Here is a 17,484-nt window from a genome sequence, read left to right on the forward strand (position 1 = left end):
AAGCTAAGACCCACAGCGCCGATGGTACTGCACCCGGGAGGGTGTGGGAGAGTAGGTCACCGCCGGACAACCATTAGGTCGAGAGCCCCAACCACACGGTTGGGGCTCTCCCGCATTTAAACACCCAACCACCACCACACCCACCACCACGGGCAACAAAAACCCCCACCACCCCCACCACTTGCCGGCCCAGGCCCAACGCCCCCGCACCTGTTGCCGGGCAGAGCCGGACCCTCCCTCACTACCTGCCGCGTGGGAGCCGGACGCTCCCTCACTACTTGCCGGGCCGAACGGCACCCTCCCTCACCTGTTGCCGGGCAGAGCCGGACCCTCCCGCACCACCCGCCCCAGTCGTCACCGACAGCAAGTGAGGGAGCGTCCGTGATAACACTGCGGGAAGTGAGGGAGCGTCGGTGATGACCCGACAAGAAGTGAGGGAGCGTCCGTGATAACCCGGCAGCAAGTGAGGGAGCGTTGCCTTGGGAGGCGACGAAAGGTGAGGGAGCGTCCGGCTGTCCGGCTGGGCCCGTCCCGCTGACCGAGCCTGTCGAGATCCACGTTCGACAGGCTCAATCAGCGGCTACCTTCAGTCTGTGCGTACGTTCGCCGTTGCCGTGCCTCCACGGCTGGAGTCAATACGCACCGTAGTGACCTGCCGCGACGGCCCCGGCTTGGTTGTCCAGGACCAGCCTCCGAGGGAGTTGATGATTGTGGCTCCGAGGCGCGTAGCGGTCCTGCCCGGCGTCACGTCCCAGATCACCACGCTCGCCCCTGTTGCAGTACCTGTGTACTGGGAGGTGCCGGCGAAGGCGATGTCCTTGTTCAGCCGGTGCCGGGCAGTAGTGATCGTGACAACGTCGACCTGCGGCGCGGGCGGCGTCGTTGTTACTGGGGCCGTCTCGGTGGGCTCCGTACTACCTGGCTCAACCGGCGTTACCTGCCCGATGGGATGGGGCTTGACGGCTTCGATCGGATCGTTGGGATCGGGATCGTTGGTGTCATAGCCCACGCTGAACTGGCCCATCATGTCGTGGTCCTCGTGGGGGAGGTTGTGGCAGTGGATCATGTACCGGCCCCGGTGGGGACCGAACTGCATGAGCAGGCGCACGGTCTCGCCCTCACCGACATACACGACGTCCTTGGGCCCGCGTTCGTAGGGGAAGGGCGCACGGCCGTTGCGGCTGAGGATCTGGAAGTCCACCAGGTGGATGTGCAGGGGATGGAACCAGCCGCCGGAGCTGTTCTCGAATTCCCAGATCTCGATGTCATTGAGGTCGGGATCAGCGAGGACCTTCTTGTATCCGCTCCTGACGACTTCGTCCCAGGTCATACCGTCGATGGTCCAGGTGTCGAGGTCGCGCTTAAGGCGCATGTGCCGGGTCTTGACGGACTGGGACGGCGTCAGGCTCATGGTGGAGCTGCCGGTGAGCAGCGTCGGCATCACCCTGGCGGCGGGGCCGGAGGTGTCCACAGGGTCGCCGGTAACGTCGAACGCCATGATCCTGCCGGTGTAGTCGTAGTCAACATTGTTCTTGTTCGACAGGTTGCGCAGTTCCACCCGTTTGCCCACGGGGTACTTGGAGAAATCAATGAGGATTTCGTAGCGTTCCGCACCGGCCTGGCGCCAGGAGGTCACCTGCTGGGCGGCTGGCATGAGACCGCCGTCGGTACCAACCATCGTCACCGGGTCTCCGGCGCCGAGCTGGAAACGGTAGGAACGGGAGATGGAGGCATTGAGGATGCGGAAACGGTAAATGCGGCGCTGGACCTTCATCACAGGCCACGGTGCTCCGTTGACCAGGATGACGTCTCCCCACAGTCCGGAGTGGGTGTTGTCGTTGTAGCCGAGGGACCCGTTCTTGGCGAACATGGCGTCCGAGATGGTCAGTGGCACATCGAACTTGCCCTGCGGCAGCAGGTTGCGCTCAACCTCGTCGTGCAGGTGGTACTGGCCGGCGAGGCCGGAGTACACGCTCTGGGCGGTGTTGTGCACGGCGTGGTCGTGGTACCAGAGGGTGCGGGCCGGCTGGAAGTTGGGATACTCGTAGTCCTTGCACAGCCCGCGGCCGGTGAGGTCGTTGGCGTAGCCGTCGAACTGGGGCAGGGATGCCGAACCATGGAGATGGGTAGAGGTGTCGAGCCGGTAGCCCCACTGCGGGTGGAAGAGCGGCAAGACGTTGTCCATCTCCAGCGTGATCCGCTCACCCTGGTTCACCTTGATGGTGGGGCCGGGGAATAGTCCGTTGTACCCCAGGATCGGCGTGCTCAGCCCTACCACGATGTTGGCCATGGCAGCGGTCTGCTCGATCTGGTACAGGTGGGTCTTCTTGCCGTCGGCCCCGATGGTGGTGCTTTTAGGAGCGAGCACCGGCGGGATGGGGAGCGTCCGCTGGTACAGCCTGGGCATGTTCTTCGGGTCCAGCAGGCTGGCCGATTTGGCATCAACGGAGGAGAGCGGCACAGCCAGCCCCATGGCTCCGATGACCCCGACACCGCCGATCTGCAGTGCCTGACGGCGTGAAACTGACATGACTACCTCCTGTGTAACGCCAAAAGTCCAAATGCTTTAGATAAAGAGTGGGTTGCCCACCCTGCGAAAACCTTGAGTGCTCTAGGGATCCAGAGGCACGCTGTTAGGTGCCCGCCCGGCATTGGGGGACCCTTCAGGACGGGCCTGAAAGGCCGGATTTGTTACTGCCGCAGGCCCGGAGGCCGTCACCAGCTCTCGTGCGGCCGCGTTTGATCCGCGGGCCTCGCGAAGGGGGCCCGCCTTGTGGCGCGCTGAAAAAAGCACGACGGCGGCCGCCACCAGGAGGCTGCCCGCGGCTATCAGCCACATGGCGACGCCGGCGGGTTCTGCGCCCCCGACGGATGGAATGCCGAAGGCCGGATCCACGGATATCTGCCACGGCTGCCGCCTGGCATCCGGGAGTTGGTCAGGTTGCTGGGCCAGGGCCCAGCCATGAAAGCTGTAGAGCACGGCGGCACCCCCGAGGGCAAGCAACCTGGCCGCCACGGTGGGGGACGCAGGGCGGCTGAAAGCGCACGTCACCGATGCGGTGAACAGGCAGCCCGCCAGCAACGCGAGGATTGTCATGGCCGCATACCCGAACTGGGTGCTCGAGGAATACTCCAGCAGGGGCGTGTAGTACAACAAGGTCAACGTCGCTGCGAGGCCCAACGCTGGGACAAGGGGATCTCCTGTGGCCTTCAGAATCGGCCGTACAACTGCGTCCATGGCTTCAGCGGCCCCGCGGCTCCCGTCATTCCGTCGCGTGATGGTCTGTTCCGCCAGGGACAAGGGTGCCGCCGGAACCAGCAGCAGGGGAACAACTGCCGCAATGGTCATCTGGGTCAGGACGTGGGCGCTGATGAGGTTTTCCTGGGCGGCATGGAGCCCGCCATTGGTCACGACAAAAAGAACAGCGATGCCGAACAACCAGAGGGCAGTCCGATAAGCGGGCCAGGAACCGCCACGCAAGCGGAGCCGGCGCACTCCAGCCAGGTACAGGAACACGGCCAATCCACAGACCAGGCTCCACAACGGGTCGGGCCTCCAGGTGGAGAACGCCTCGATCATTGAAGGGATCTGCGGTGTTTGTTCAGCAGGTCCCGCCACGGCAATAGTCGGAGGAGGCGTGCGCGCCAGCGCGGCAGCAAGGCCGGACGCGGCCCCCATGACGGCGAGTTCGGTCACAGCCAAAACAGTGAAGGCACGGACTCCCTTTCGGGGCTCGTGCTCGAGCTTGGCTATGACCCACCTGCGGTGGAGCAACCCGAAGACCCCCAACACAATGAACGCGGCACTTTTGGCCGCGAGGATCCCTCCGTACGGGGTGGCAAGCGCCGCCAGAGTGCCGACGCCGGCCCAGCCCGCCAGAAGTCCGGAAACAGACAGGGCCACGAAGGAAACCAGCGCAAGGGTCGAATACCGCCGGACCACCGTTGTGAACATTGCCGAATCCAAGGTCCTGCGTAGCACAACGAGCGCCAGCAGTCCTCCCAGCCAGACTGCGGCAGAGGCCATGTGCATCACCACCGAGACTGCGCTGTCAGGATGACTTCCGCTGCCCGTCGCATGCGAATTCAACGCCAGTGGAACGAGCCCCGCAAACGACAGCAGCGCCGCCAGTGAAGCTTCCCGGTACCCGCGTGCCGCACAACACAGGAGTGTCACGGTAGCCGCCAACAGGAGGCTCAACGCCCCCCGCCGCCCGGCGTCAACGTCCACGAGAAAACTGATGAACGCGGTTCCCGACCCCTCGGAAAACAAGGCCAGATTGGCGAGTGAGTGAAACGTGAGGAAGCTCATGGCCGCACTGGCCCCGGTCCACAATCCGGCGGATATCCCAGCGAAAGTGAGCGCCTGGCTGAAGGCCTTTCCCTTGGGAGGCAAGGCAAACAGCGTGAGCATCAAGGACCCGATGGTGCAGGCGGCCGCCACGTTGAAGACGAGTTTTGCGATGGGCAGTCCCCAAACAACAGCAGGTCCCGTCCTGGTCAGCAGGCCCGCCTCGGAGCCGGCCTGCGCGTAATAGGCAATGACAAGGGCCACAAGGCCGCATCCCACGACGACGGCAGCCGCCGCAGCTGCCCTGGCGGTTGACCTCTTCATGTATCCCCCTCGGCGCCTGCTTTCGGGTTCAGTCTCGCCACCGCTCCTTGGAGTTTCCCTGTGGACGCAAGACCGCCCAGATGACCGACTCCGTCGCGCCGGGTCAAAACCGTGACGCCGAAGCCCGGCGGCCGGCGACTTGTGACGATATGCACACCGGCCCTCCCGGCGCCCCGGACGTTAGTGACTGGACCTGCCCTCGCCTAGAATTGCAAGAGATAAGCGGACGCCGAGTTGATTCACATCGGGTTGCGCAGGACAACAAAACACGGATACGAGCGGCTGCGCATTGCGCCAGTGATCGGCTCACTACAGGAGGAATCCACCATGGCTGAGCACAACGGCGGCAATCACAGCGGACATGATCGCGGAGATTCGGGCAGTAACCGTGCACGAGGCGGCCCATTCAGGGGGACCAATAATTCCGGGGGAGACCCTAGGGGATTCAGGGCCAAGGAAGGACGCGGCGGCGACGACCCCCGCCGCGGCTCCGGCGGTGAGCGTAAGCCGTTTGGTGATCGTCCGCGCCGTGAGGGCGAGGGTGAGCGTAAGCCGTTTGGTGACCGTCCGCGCCGTGAGGGCGACGGAGAGCGCCGCAGCTTCGGTGCCGGGGAGCGCAAGCCCTTCAGTGACCGTCCGCGCCGTGAGGGCGACGGAGAGCGCCGCAGCTTCGGTGCCGGGGAGCGCAAGCCGTTTGGTGACCGTCCGCGCCGTGAGGGTGAAGGTGAGCGCCGCAGCTTCGGTGGCGGGGAGCGCAAGCCCTTCAGTGACCGTCCGCGCCGTGAGGGTGAAGGTGAGCGCCGCAGCTTCGGTGGCGGGGAGCGCAAGCCCTTCAGTGACCGTCCGCGCCGTGAAGGTGACGGAGAGCGCCGCAGTTTCGGTGGCGGTGGCGGTGAGCGTAAGCCGTTTGGTGACCGTCCGCGCCGCGAGGGCGAGGGCGACCGCCGCAGCTTCGGTGGCGGTGGCGGGGAGCGCAAGCCGTTTGGTGACCGTCCGCGCCGCGAGGGCGAGGGCGACCGCCGCAGCTTCGGCGGCGGCGAGAATCGCAAGCCGTTTGGCGACCGCCAGGAGCGGGCACCCCGCAGTTTTGACCGGGGCGACTCCGGTCCGCGCCAGTTCGGCCGTGACAGGGCAGAAGACCGCCCGGTGCGGGTCCCCAATGCACGGGACCTGCGCAGCGCGAACCGCCCGGACCGCGAACGTTCGCCCGAAATTGATGAGGACGTGACCGGCAAGGAGCTGGACCGCGCCACGCAGCACCAGATCAAAACCCTGGAACCAAAGAGCGCCGAATGGGTCGCCCGCCACCTCGTCATGGCCGGCCGTCTCCTCGACGAAGAGCCCGAGCTTGCCTTCCAGCACGCTCTGGCGGCCAGCCGGCGCGGAGGCCGGCTGGCCGCTGTCCGCGAGGCTGTGGGACTGACCGCCTACGCCGCCGGGCACTACGGCGAAGCCTTGCGGGAGTTCCGGACCTACCGCCGTATCAGCGGCTCCAACGTGCACCTGCCCGTCATGGCTGACTGCGAACGAGGACTCGGACGCCCGGACCGGGCCCTGGACGTTGTCCGCTCCGAGGAAGCCCAGGACCTCGACGCACCAGGCAAGGTGGAGCTGGCGATCGTCGCGTCCGGTGCCCGTTCGGACCTGGGGCAGCTCGATGCAGCAGTGGCCGAGCTTGAGATCCCGCAGCTGGACATCAACCGCGCCTTCTCCTACAGCCCTCGCCTGTTCCGTGTCTACGCGGATGCCCTCGCGGCAGTAGGCCGCCAAACGGAATCTGAGAAGTGGCAGCGGCAGGCTGCTGTCGCAGAAGAGGCCCTGGGAATGGGCATCTCGGAGGAGCCGGACATCATCGACCTCGGCTGGGACGAGGAAGAGGAAGCCCGGGAGGAAGCCGAACGCAAACGGCTGATCGCCCACGCCGCCGCCGACGCTGCTCCCCAGGAGGCACGGAGCACTTCCGAGCAGGCCGCCGGCATCGCGCCGGCCGCCGATACCGCTTCCGATACCGCTTCCGATACCGCTGCTGATACGGCTCCCGCCGGGCCTGACGCGGCGTCCACCGATGACAACCTCGACGACGTCGAATCGGACTACTTTGAGTCCGACGACGCCGAGTCCGACCTCGACTCCGCGGAACCGGATGACGATGAGGACGAAGCCACCGAGGGTGAGGCATCGGCCCACGATTCCCGGCACGAAGGCTCGGAGGACTAGGCACGCATGGCTGACGCACATCTTATTTCGCGGTTCGACGCACTGCTCTCCGACCTGGACGGCGTGGTTTACGCCGGACCCCATGCCATCCCCGGCGCAGTGGATTCGCTGCAGCGCCTGGACGGCATCGGCGTCGGGCTCGGCTACGTGACCAACAACGCGTCCCGGACCCCGGCGCAGGTGGCCTCCCACCTGCGCGAGCTCGGTGCCCCGGCCGAAGACCACCAGGTGGTCAGTTCCTCGCAGGCCGCGGCCGAATTGCTGGCTTCGCTCCTCCCGGCGGGGGCTGCCGTCCTCATCACCGGCAGTCCAGCACTGGCCCACGAGATCGAGCTCGTGGGCCTGAAGCCCGTGCACAGTGCTGCGGAGCACCCGGTGGCTGTCGTGCAGGGTTTCAATCCCGAGATCGGCTGGAAAGACCTGGCCGAGGCATCGTACGTCGTGGCCGGCGGCGCCTTGTGGGTCGCCACCAACACGGACATGTCCATCCCGCAGGCCCGCGGGATGGCACCGGGCAACGGCACCCTCGTGGCGGCAGTTAGCGCAGCAACACGCCAGACCCCGCGTGTTGCCGGGAAACCGGAGGCCCCGCTGTTCCACGCCGCGGCCAAGCGCCTCGCGGCGGAGCGCCCGCTGGTGGTCGGCGACCGGCTGGACACGGACATCCTGGGCGGCAACCGGGCAGGCTTTGCCACAGTGGCGGTCCTCACCGGCGTCGATACCCGGGAGACGATCCTTGCAGCACGCACGGACGAACGCCCTGACTTCCTCATCAGCGACCTGACCGGACTGTACCAGCCGTACCCAGCAGTGGAGCACGACGGCGGCGGGTACCGTTGCGGTGACGCCTTCGCCTCCGTGGACGGAGACAGTGTCCGGATCAGCGGCGACCAGGAAAACCTCGATTCCTGGCGTGCGGCCTGTGCCGCGTGGTGGAATGCCCACCCGCAGGCGCCGGAGGCCACGGGTCCCGTGCTTGAATGGATTGGTCAATAAAACTTGACCAATCAACCCGATCCATAGACTGGTGCAATGACAGAGCCTCATCCTGACGCCGATCTGGAGGCAGCCCCGCAGGTCGCTTGGCCCGAACTGCCGCCGGCCGGCTTTGACGAGTCGGGCTCCGCCGGTGCCCACTCTGGCAACGCTGACCCGGACGCCACCGTTCAGGCGATTCTCGGCCGTGTGCGGGACATCCCCACGCTTCCGGTGTCCGAGCACCCTGCCGCCTACGCGGAGATGCACGATAGCCTGCTGGCAGCGCTGAACGAGGACATCTCCGGGGCCGACGCCTCAGCAGGGCCCGGTGGCGCCTGACATGGCCAGACTTGACCAGATCCTCGTCAGCCGCGGGCTGGCGCGGTCCCGCACGCACGCCGCGCGGCTCATTGCCGACGGCAAGGTGACCTCCGCCGGCGACGTCCTCGCGAAGGCCTCGCTGCAGATCGCCGACGACCGCGAGCTGTCGGTGGCGGAGGACGCCACGGACACGTACGTCAGCCGGGCCGGGCACAAGTTGGCCGGCGCCCTCGACGCCTTTCCCGCGGTCGCCGTCGGCGGCAAACGCTGCCTTGACGCGGGTGCGTCCACCGGCGGCTTTACCGACGTCCTCTTGCGGCGGGGGGCTAGGCACGTGGTGGCGGTCGACGTCGGGCACGGCCAGCTCGTGCCGCAGCTCAGGGACGACCCCCGGGTGAGCGTCCATGAAGGGCTGAACGTCCGTTACATGGACCCGGACCAGATCGGCGGCACGGCCGAGCTGACGGTGGCGGACCTGTCCTTCATCTCGCTGACCCTCGTCGTGGCGCCGCTGGCCGCGTGCACCAGCCCCGGCGGCGACCTCGTGCTCATGGTCAAGCCGCAGTTCGAGATCGGCAAGGAGCGGCTCGGACGCACCGGCGTGGTCACGTCGGAGCGTGAACGCCGGATGGCAGTCGGTAAAGTGGCTGGGGCTGCCGTCGATGCGGGACTGGAACTCTGCGGACTGGCGACCAGCCCGCTGCCCGGGCAGGACGGAAATGTCGAATACTTCCTGTGGATAAAACGAAGAATTGCCGAAGACTTGCCTAAGATCGAAGAGCGGGATGCAGCCGTGGCTGTGTTGCTCGGAAAAATCTGGCCGAACCACTAGAGAGCGGAACCGATGAGCAGGCGTGTACTGGTACTTGCCCACACCGGCCGCGAAGAATCCCTGAAGGCTGCCTGGGAGGCGTGCGCCCAGCTGCACGCGTCCGGCATCATCCCGGTGATGCAGGAATCGGAACTGGGCGACATGGAGGGCTTTTTCGGCCGGCTGGAGCATCCTGTGGAGGTCCTGCACGACCATGTCCAGCTGCCCGATGTGGAGCTCGTCATGGTGCTCGGCGGGGACGGCACCATCCTTCGGGCCGCGGAACTGGTCCGGGAAGTGGATGTTCCCCTCCTGGGCGTGAACCTCGGCCACGTGGGCTTCCTGGCCGAAAGTGAGCGTGCGGACCTCGCGCAGACCGTGGAGTGGATCGCCAGCCGTGAATACACGGTGGAAGAGCGCATGACCATTGACGTCCAGGTGTGGGTCCGCGGACAGAAAATCTGGCACACGTGGGCACTCAATGAGGCGGCCATCGAAAAGGGGAACCGCGAGCGGATGCTTGAGGTGGTCACGGAAGTGGACGAGCGTCCGCTGACCTCCTTCGGATGCGACGGCGTGGTGCTCGCCACGCCCACGGGATCGACGGCCTATGCGTTCTCCGCCGGCGGCCCCGTGGTGTGGCCCGAAGTGGAAGCCCTCCTGATCGTGCCCATCAGCGCCCACGCGCTGTTCGCCAAGCCGCTGGTGGTGTCACCGCGGTCCAGGCTTGCCGTGGAGGTGCTGAACCGGACGGACGCGCAGGGCGTGCTGTGGTGCGACGGCCGCCGGTCGGTCGACCTTCCGCCCGGCGCCCGGGTGGAGGTCACGCGTTCCGCCACCCCCGTCCGGCTGGCCCGTACCCACCAGACGCCGTTTTCTGCACGGCTGGTGCGCAAGTTCGAACTGCCCATCCACGGCTGGCGCGGGCCGGTGCCGCAGTCCGGGGCCGTCACCACGGGGCCCGTGCCGATTGTGCGGACGCCCCGGCCCATGGCGCCTCCGCCGGCGCCCGGGTATGCCGGGCAGGTCCTTGCCGGGCAGTCCGAAGAAACCGATCCTCCGACTGGGAAGTGATCCATGCTTGAAGAACTGAGAATCCGCGATCTGGGCGTTATTGCTGACGCCACGCTGCCGCTGGGCCCCGGGCTCAGCGTGGTCACCGGCGAGACCGGTGCCGGCAAGACCATGGTGGTCACCGCCGTCGGGCTGCTGCTCGGCGCGCGGTCCGACGCCGGTGCCGTCCGCAGCGGCGCAAAGAGCGCCTCCGCCGAAGCCGTCGTCAGGCTCGAGTCCGGGCATGCCGCCGTGGACCGCGCCCGCGACGCCGGGGCGGAAATCGAGGAGTTCGACGGCGGCGCGGAGCTGCTGCTGTCACGGCGCCTGGGGGCGGACGGGCGCAGCCGCGCGTTCCTCGGCGGCAGGGCCGCCCCGGTGGGGGTGCTGGCCGAAATCGGCGAATCGCTCGTGGTGGTGCACGGGCAGTCGGACCAGATCAGGCTCAAGAGCGCCGCGGCCCAGCGCGAGGCCCTGGACAAGTTCGCGGGGGAGCCCCTGGCATCCGCCCTGGGCGGCTTCCAACAGCTGTACGCCTCATGGAAGGCAAGCCAGACCGAGCTGGAGACGCTCCGCAGCGCGGCGCGGGACCGGCTGCGCGAGGCCGAATCCCTCGAGATCTCGCTGGCGGAGATTGACGCCGTGGACCCCCAGCCGGGGGAGGACGAAACCCTCAAGGCCGAGGCCGTGAAGCTGGCGAACGTCGAGGAGCTCCGGATCGCCGCCACCACGGCACACCAGGCGCTCATCGCCGAGGACTTCGGCGAAACCGGTGACGCCACCACGCTGGTGGACAGCGCCAAACGGACACTGGAGCACGTGGCCGAGCATGATGGGGAGCTCGGCGCGGCTGCCGCGCGGCTCGCGGAAGTGGGGTTCCTGCTCAACGACATCGCCACCGAGCTGGCAAGCTACCAGGCCGGCCTGGACTCGGAGGGCCCTGAACGGCTGGCGGAGATCGAGGAGCGCCGGGCAGCCCTGGCCAAGCTCGTCCGCAAGTATGCCCCCAGTATCGACGAAGTCCTGGAGTGGGCGGAGAAGGCCCGCGTCCGCTTTGACGAGCTGCAGGACGATTCCACGCGGATCGAGAGCCTGGACGCCGAAGTGGCCCGGGCGGAGGCTGAGCTCACCAAACAGGCTTCGGCCATCAGCAAGATCCGGGCGAAGGCAGCCAAGGACCTCTCCGCCCGGGTGAGTGCCGAGCTAACGGCCCTCGCCATGGCGGATGCCACCCTCGTGATCAACCTCGAGGCCGCCAGCCAGCTGGGCCCCTACGGCGCGGACGACATTTCCTTCCTGCTCCGGCCCCACTCGGGTGCACCGGCCAGGCCGCTGGGCAAGGGCGCATCCGGCGGTGAGCTCTCCCGGGTCATGCTCGCCATCGAAGTCGTGCTGGCGGCCGTCGACCCCGTGCCGACGTTCGTCTTCGACGAAGTGGACGCAGGGGTGGGCGGCCGCGCCGCCGTCGAAATCGGTCGGCGGCTGGCCATGCTGGCACGGCACGTGCAGGTCCTTGTGGTCACGCACCTGCCGCAGGTGGCCGCCTTCGCCGACCAGCACATCCGGGTCACCAAGACCTCCGTACGGGGCTCCGACGGCGCCACCGCCACCGGGTTTACGTCCAGCGACGTGCAGCTGCTGGACGAGCCCGAGCGGGTCCGGGAACTGGCGCGGATGCTGGCGGGCCAGGAGGACTCGGAGACGGCACAGGCCCACGCACAGGAGCTGGTGGACGACGCCCGGCTGCTGCCGCAGCAGGCCTAGGGTGGCCTGAGCCCTTGGCCTTCTCTTGCCCTCAGGGCGCCGGACACGGGAGACTGAGGCATTTGGGGGCGCGTTACCCGACCCGTGGAAGGCTCAATTGATGATAGGCTCGAATTCCGTGGTGCAGCGATCAAATTCCCGTGTAAATTCCCGGTTCCCGGGCTCGTCCAAGACGACCAAACACATCTTCGTCACCGGCGGTGTGGCGTCCTCGCTCGGTAAGGGACTGACGGCTTCAAGCCTCGGCCACCTCCTGCGGGCACGCGGTTTGTCTGTAACTATGCAGAAGCTCGATCCCTACCTGAACGTGGATCCGGGCACGATGAACCCCTTCCAGCACGGCGAGGTCTTCGTCACAGACGACGGCGCCGAGACCGACCTCGACATCGGACACTACGAGCGCTTCCTTGACGAAAACCTCGAGGGCTCCGCGAACGTGACCACCGGCCAGGTCTACTCCACCGTGATCGCCAAGGAGCGCCGCGGCGAGTACCTCGGCGACACCGTCCAGGTCATCCCGCACATCACCGATGAGATCAAGCGCCGCATGCGGCTTCCGTCCGAGGGCAAGAACGCGCCGGACGTCATCATCACCGAGATCGGCGGCACCGTTGGCGACATTGAGTCGCAGCCGTTCCTCGAGTCCGCCCGCCAGGTCCGCCAGGACATCGGCCGGACCAACGTCTTCTTCCTGCACGTGTCTCTGGTCCCGTACATCGGGCCCTCGCAGGAACTCAAGACCAAGCCCACCCAGCACTCCGTGGCGGCCCTTCGCTCCATCGGCATCCAGCCCGAAGCGATCGTGATCCGCTCCGACCGCGAAGTGCCCGACGCGATGCGCGAGAAGATCGGCCGCATGTGCGACGTCGACATCGACGCCGTGGTCAATGCCGCCGATGCGCCCAGCATCTACGACATCCCCAAGACCCTGCACACCCAGGGCCTGGATTCCTACATCGTCCGGGCGCTCGACCTGCCCTTCAAGGACGTCGACTGGACCAGCTGGGACAAGCTGCTCGAAGCTGTCCACAACCCCAAGCACGAAGTCGAAATTGCCCTCGTGGGCAAGTACATCGACCTTCCGGATGCCTACCTCTCCGTGACCGAGGCCCTGCGCGCCGGCGGGTTCGCCAACGACGCCAAGGTCAAGATCCGGTGGGTGCCGTCCGATGAGTGCGAAACCCACGAAGGCGCTGTCCGGTCGCTGGACGGCGTGGACGCCATCTGCGTTCCCGGCGGGTTCGGCATCCGCGGCCTCGAAGGCAAGCTGGGTGCGCTGAAGTTCGCCCGCGAATCCAGGCTGCCGGTGCTGGGCCTGTGCCTGGGCCTGCAGTGCATGGTCATCGAGTACGCCCGCAACGTGGTCGGCCTCGAAGGCGCTTCCTCCAGCGAGTTCGAGCCCGACTCCAAGTACCCGGTCATCGCCACCATGGAAGAGCAGCTCGAGTTCGTTGAGGGCCGCGGTGACCTCGGGGGCACCATGCGCCTCGGACTGTACGAGGCCAAGCTGGAAGAGGGCTCGGTCATTGCCGAGACCTACGGCACCACCACCGTCAGCGAACGCCACCGCCACCGCTACGAGGTCAACAACAAGTACCGCGAGCAGATTGCAGCCCAGGGTCTCGTGTTCTCCGGAACATCGCCGGACGGCAAGCTCGTGGAGTACGTGGAGCTGCCGCGTGAGGTGCACCCGTATTACGTGGCAACGCAGGCCCATCCTGAGCTGAGTTCGCGGCCCACGCGGCCGCACCCGCTGTTCGCAGGGCTGGTCAAGGCGGCGCTGGACCACCAGAGCGGCAGTGCCGACACCGGCTCCGCTGCTCCCGTGTCCGGGACCGCAGCGCCGGAGGTGCCAGCCGCTGAGGCTGCCTCCGGGGCGACCGCCCGCTAACTGATTGCACGGTAGGCCAGAGCACTAATGACGGAGGACGGCGCGATGCCCGGTATTTCTGAAAACATCCCTGCTGCACGGCAGGTTTCGGATGCGCCGAGCCCGCGCCGTCTGTTGTCCACGGAAAAGGTCTATGAGGGCCGGATCTGGGACGTGGTGAGCGACAGCTTCAAGCTGACCGACGACGGCACCGCGCTGGTCCGGGACTACATCGACCACCCCGGGGCCGTGGCCGTGCTGCCCATGAACGACGACGGCGAGGTGCTGCTGATCAAGCAGTACCGGCACCCGGTCGGCATGGACCTCTGGGAGATTCCCGCGGGCCTGCTGGACGTCGAAGGCGAGGACTTCGTGGCAGGAGCAGCACGGGAGCTCGCCGAGGAAGCGGACCTCGTGGCCGGCACCTGGAACGTCCTGGCGGATTTCTTCAACTCTCCCGGGTCCTCCAGCGAAGCCATCCGCATCTACCTTGCCCGCGGGCTCACCGAAGTGCCGCACCACGAGCTTCACGTCCGCACGGACGAGGAAGCCGAAATTGAACTGCACTGGATTCCGCTCGAAGAAGCCGTGGCCGCCGTGCTGGAGGGGCGCCTGCACAACCCGTCCGCCGTCGTCGGAGTCCTTGCAGCCGCGGCGGCCAAGGCAGACGGATTTACCGGGCTGCGGCCGGCTGACGCCCCGTGGCCGGCCCATCCCAGCCAGCGCTGATGACGGCGGGCACGGCAGCAGCTGAGACCCCACCCGCCCCGGGCGATCCGGGAACGGACCGGGAGGCTCAGGTGCGCCCGGGCGCCCACAATACCCGTCCCGAACGCCCGCGGACCGCAATCGACCGGGCCGTCACCGACTACCTCCAGCACATGGGCGTTGAGCGGGGTCTGGCCGCCAACACCCTCTCCGCCTACCGCCGCGACCTCGTGCGGTACTCCAACTACCTCGCCGCCGAAGGCCTCAGCCGCCCAGGTGATGTGACGCGCCGCCACGTGACGGGCTTCGCCCAGGCATTGTCTGACGGTTCGGACGGCGGAACGCCCCTGGGCGTGCGCTCGGCGGCCCGCACCGTCGTTGCCGTCCGCGGACTGCACAAGTTTTGGGCACTGGAAGGCATGACGACGGCGGATCCCGCCAGCGACGTCCACCCGCCCCTGCCGGGGAAGCGGCTGCCCAAGGCCATCACCGTGGACGAGGTCACCCGGATCCTCGAAGCCGCCGGTACCGACACCGCGACCGGCCTGCGGGACCGGGCCCTGCTCGAATTCCTCTATTCCACCGGGGCCCGCATCAGCGAGGCTGTCGGGCTGGATGTGGATGACATCTCCGTGCAGCCGGCGGAAGACGGACCCGCCATTGTGCGGCTGTTCGGCAAGGGGTCGAAGGAGCGGCTGGTTCCGCTCGGATCCTATGGCGCCCGGGCCCTGGATGCCTACCTGGTGCGCGGCCGGCCCCTGCTCGCGTGCAAGGGCAAAGGAACACCGGCGCTCTTCCTCAATGCCCGGGGCGGGCGCATCAGCCGGCAAAGCGCCTGGACGATTTTGAAGGCAGCCGCCGAAAAAGCCAACATCACCAAGGACGTGTCCCCGCACACCCTGCGCCACTCGTTCGCCACCCACCTGCTCGAGGGCGGGGCCGACGTCCGCGTCGTGCAGGAACTGCTGGGCCACGCCTCCGTCACGACCACCCAGGTGTACACGCTCGTAACGGCCGACACGCTCCGGGAAATCTACGCCGCCGCCCACCCTCGGGCGCTCGGATAGAGAATGGATCCATGAGGTCGACGTCTGTCACGCTGTGCTTCCTGCTTCGGGAGCGCCCGGGGATCGGGCCCGAGGTCCTGCTGGGCCTGAAAAAGACCGGGTTCGGCATCGGGAAGATCGTGGGCCTGGGCGGCCACGTTGAAGCGGGCGAGACCGATGCCCAGGCTGCCTGCCGTGAGGTCTACGAGGAAGCCGGTATCACCGTTCTGGAGGAAGACCTTCGCGACGCCGGACTGATCGAATTCGTCTTTCCGGCCCGGCCGGAATGGAACATGTCCACCCGGCTCTTCACGTCCCGTCGGTGGGCCGGCGACCCAGTGGAGAGTTCGGAAATTGTTCCGGAATGGTTCCTGGTCTCCGCTCTTCCCTTGGAGCGCATGTGGCAGGACGCGGAGCACTGGCTGCCCGCGGCCGTGGACGGGGGAGTGGTTGAGGCCGTCATCACCCTGAACGAGGACAACGAGACGGTGGCCTCCGCTGAATATTCTTCGCGGAGTGTGTAACAGTCCGGGGCGCTGGCGGAAACAATACCTGTAGCCTGCCAGGCCAGGACCGTACTTCTTTCGTTTGGGGGATGCGTGGGATCGGAACGCGAACTGGCGTTCATCGCCGTTCACAGGGAAAGCTATCCGCGGGTCTACAGATTCGTGCGCCGGCGCGTGGAGTCTGCGGAGGTTGCCGAAGAGCTCGCAGCGGACGTCTTCCGCGTGGTGTGGCAGAAGTGGGATGACGGGCCCCGGACGGACTCCGCCTGGCTTTTTACGGTGGCCCGGAACCTGATCGGAAATGCCTACCGGAGCCGTGACCGGCTGCTGGCGCTGCAGGAGAAACTCAGATCAGCCGCGGAACCCCGCTCTGGTACGGAGTCCGAGGACCTGGTGGTCCAGGACGTCATGGCGGCACTGCGTGAGAACGAGCGCGACATCCTCCAACTGGCTTATTGGGATGAGCTGAGCATGGCTGAAATCGCCGGCGTTCTCGGGTGCAGCGAATCCGCCGCGAGGGTCCGGCTGCACCGTGCGCGGGCAGCCTTTCGCAAACGGATGCCGGCGGCGGCCGGGTCGATCACGCAGAAGATGGAGGCATGAGATGGACCCGATCCAGAAGCTGATTTCCGGGGCCGACCCGCTCCGTCACGACACTGCGGAGGTTCCCGACGCTGACGCGGCCCTGCGCCGAGCCCTCGCCGGGCCACCCGTCTTCAGCGACAGCCTGCCCGCCAATGTGGTGCCGTTCGTGGACCGGAAGCGGCACAGGGCACGGTTAGCCGGCGTGCTTGGGCTGGCCGCAGTGGCGGTGACAGCCGGCGTCCTGGTGGCGACGAACCTCGGGGCCGTGACGCTGGCCCCCGCTCCAGCCGGCCCCGTCGCGCCGACAGCCGCAGAAGCCACACCGGCGGTATCGCCGACACCGGCTGCATCACGGACGGCGGCGACTCCGGCACCAACCCAGGCGCCAGCAGTTGCGTGGGTGTCCTTTACCGATGCGACAGGCCAGGCCACCTTTGAATACCCGGCCGGCTGGACCGTGTCAGAAGCTCCGCAAGAAATCGCCGGAGGTTCCTACAACGCCGTCGAGGTGAAAAATTCCCTCGGCAAGACCATGGCCACCCTGAATCTGGCCTACGACGGCACGGGAGGTCCCATGTGCCCCGACCCAAAGCCCTTCCACACACTGGATTCAGTGGTAGTCGACATTCCGCAAAAGGCCGACAAGCTCAAGGAATTCCCGCGTGGCCCGTCGGCATTTGTCTTCAGGGTCATCCAGGGAGACAAGGTCTACGGCTCCATGGCGCTTGCTGACGGCGAGTTGGCTCCGCAGTCCACCACGTGCGGCTTGTACAACGGAATCCTGGGTCCGGACAACGTTCCTTTCGCGCACTTTGGTGACTCCGTGTGGCTCACCGCGGATGGCCAGAATGCTCCGCTCACCTTCGACACCGTCGCAGAAGCGAAGTCCTACATGCAGACGCAGGAGTACCGGGACATCAAGCGCATGCTGGTCTCCCTGGCGCTGCAGCCGGCCGGAACGGCCCCCGGCAAGTAAGTAGTCAGCAGATAGGACCTGCCGCAACGGCCCC

At 66.9% G+C, this 17,484-nt stretch carries 15 protein-coding genes; 12 read left to right on the forward strand and 3 right to left on the reverse strand.

Annotated features, from left to right (window positions below; all coding sequences use genetic code 11):
* Positions 1 to 586: 586 nt before the first annotated feature.
* From JYA52_RS07500 to JYA52_RS22415, 3 genes are all read right to left on the reverse strand, one after another.
* Positions 587 to 2,530, reverse strand: a complete 1,944-nt coding sequence (locus tag JYA52_RS07500; RefSeq protein WP_205652577.1) for a multicopper oxidase family protein — start codon at positions 2,528 to 2,530, stop codon at positions 587 to 589.
* An 81-nt stretch (positions 2,531 to 2,611) separates the two neighbouring features.
* Complete coding sequence (locus tag JYA52_RS07505) at positions 2,612 to 4,615, reverse strand: bifunctional copper resistance protein CopD/cytochrome c oxidase assembly protein (RefSeq protein WP_205652578.1); 2,004 nt, start codon at positions 4,613 to 4,615, stop codon at positions 2,612 to 2,614.
* Positions 4,616 to 4,924: 309 nt separating this feature from the next.
* The gene (locus JYA52_RS22415) at positions 4,925 to 5,875 is read right to left on the reverse strand and encodes a hypothetical protein (protein ID WP_240460066.1); all 951 of its coding nucleotides are present in this window, start codon (positions 5,873 to 5,875) and stop codon (positions 4,925 to 4,927) included.
* Between JYA52_RS22415 and JYA52_RS22420 the strand changes: the two genes are divergently transcribed.
* The 12 genes from JYA52_RS22420 (at position 5,840) to JYA52_RS07565 (ending at position 17,450) form a co-directional block, all read left to right on the forward strand.
* Complete coding sequence (locus JYA52_RS22420; RefSeq protein WP_307869332.1) at positions 5,840 to 6,832, forward strand: hypothetical protein; 993 nt, start codon at positions 5,840 to 5,842, stop codon at positions 6,830 to 6,832. The genes JYA52_RS22415 and JYA52_RS22420 overlap by 36 nt on opposite strands.
* A 6-nt stretch (positions 6,833 to 6,838) precedes the next feature.
* The gene (locus JYA52_RS07515; RefSeq protein WP_205652580.1) at positions 6,839 to 7,828 is read left to right on the forward strand and encodes an HAD-IIA family hydrolase; all 990 of its coding nucleotides are present in this window, start codon (positions 6,839 to 6,841) and stop codon (positions 7,826 to 7,828) included.
* Positions 7,829 to 7,864: 36 nt separating this feature from the next.
* Positions 7,865 to 8,149 (forward strand): hypothetical protein, encoded by a 285-nt coding sequence (locus tag JYA52_RS07520; RefSeq protein WP_205652581.1) that lies wholly within the window; start codon positions 7,865 to 7,867, stop codon positions 8,147 to 8,149.
* A gap of 1 nt (position 8,150) precedes the next feature.
* Positions 8,151 to 8,963 carry a TlyA family RNA methyltransferase gene (locus JYA52_RS07525; RefSeq protein ID WP_205652582.1) on the forward strand — a complete coding sequence of 271 codons (813 nt, stop codon included), beginning with the start codon at positions 8,151 to 8,153 and terminating at the stop codon, positions 8,961 to 8,963.
* Positions 8,964 to 8,975: 12 nt separating this feature from the next.
* Positions 8,976 to 10,016: an NAD kinase gene (locus JYA52_RS07530; RefSeq protein WP_205652583.1), complete on the forward strand. Its 1,041-nt coding sequence runs from the start codon at positions 8,976 to 8,978 to the stop codon at positions 10,014 to 10,016.
* 3 nt (positions 10,017 to 10,019) lie between these two features.
* Positions 10,020 to 11,759, forward strand: coding sequence for a DNA repair protein RecN (gene recN / locus JYA52_RS07535; protein ID WP_205652584.1), 1,740 nt, complete (start codon positions 10,020 to 10,022; stop codon positions 11,757 to 11,759).
* Between the two features lie 100 nt (positions 11,760 to 11,859).
* A complete protein-coding gene (gene pyrG / locus JYA52_RS07540) occupies positions 11,860 to 13,650 on the forward strand; it encodes a CTP synthase (protein ID WP_205652585.1) in 1,791 nt (596 codons plus the stop codon).
* A gap of 45 nt (positions 13,651 to 13,695) precedes the next feature.
* Positions 13,696 to 14,358, forward strand: coding sequence for an NUDIX domain-containing protein (locus JYA52_RS07545; protein WP_205652586.1), 663 nt, complete (start codon positions 13,696 to 13,698; stop codon positions 14,356 to 14,358).
* A complete protein-coding gene (gene xerD / locus JYA52_RS07550; RefSeq protein WP_276208549.1) occupies positions 14,358 to 15,404 on the forward strand; it encodes a site-specific tyrosine recombinase XerD in 1,047 nt (348 codons plus the stop codon). The genes JYA52_RS07545 and xerD overlap by 1 nt, the downstream gene beginning before the upstream one ends.
* 11 nt (positions 15,405 to 15,415) lie before the next feature.
* Entirely contained in the window at positions 15,416 to 15,907 is a 492-nt protein-coding gene (locus JYA52_RS07555; protein ID WP_205652587.1) for an 8-oxo-dGTP diphosphatase, read from the forward strand.
* Between the two features lie 75 nt (positions 15,908 to 15,982).
* Positions 15,983 to 16,492 (forward strand): RNA polymerase sigma factor, encoded by a 510-nt coding sequence (locus JYA52_RS07560; protein WP_205652588.1) that lies wholly within the window; start codon positions 15,983 to 15,985, stop codon positions 16,490 to 16,492.
* Position 16,493: 1 nt separating this feature from the next.
* The gene (locus tag JYA52_RS07565) at positions 16,494 to 17,450 is read left to right on the forward strand and encodes a hypothetical protein (RefSeq protein WP_205652589.1); all 957 of its coding nucleotides are present in this window, start codon (positions 16,494 to 16,496) and stop codon (positions 17,448 to 17,450) included.
* Positions 17,451 to 17,484 lie beyond the last annotated feature (34 nt).

It is taken from the genome of Arthrobacter pascens, assembly GCF_017052465.1.
Taxonomy (GTDB): Bacteria; Actinomycetota; Actinomycetes; order Actinomycetales; family Micrococcaceae; genus Arthrobacter; species Arthrobacter pascens.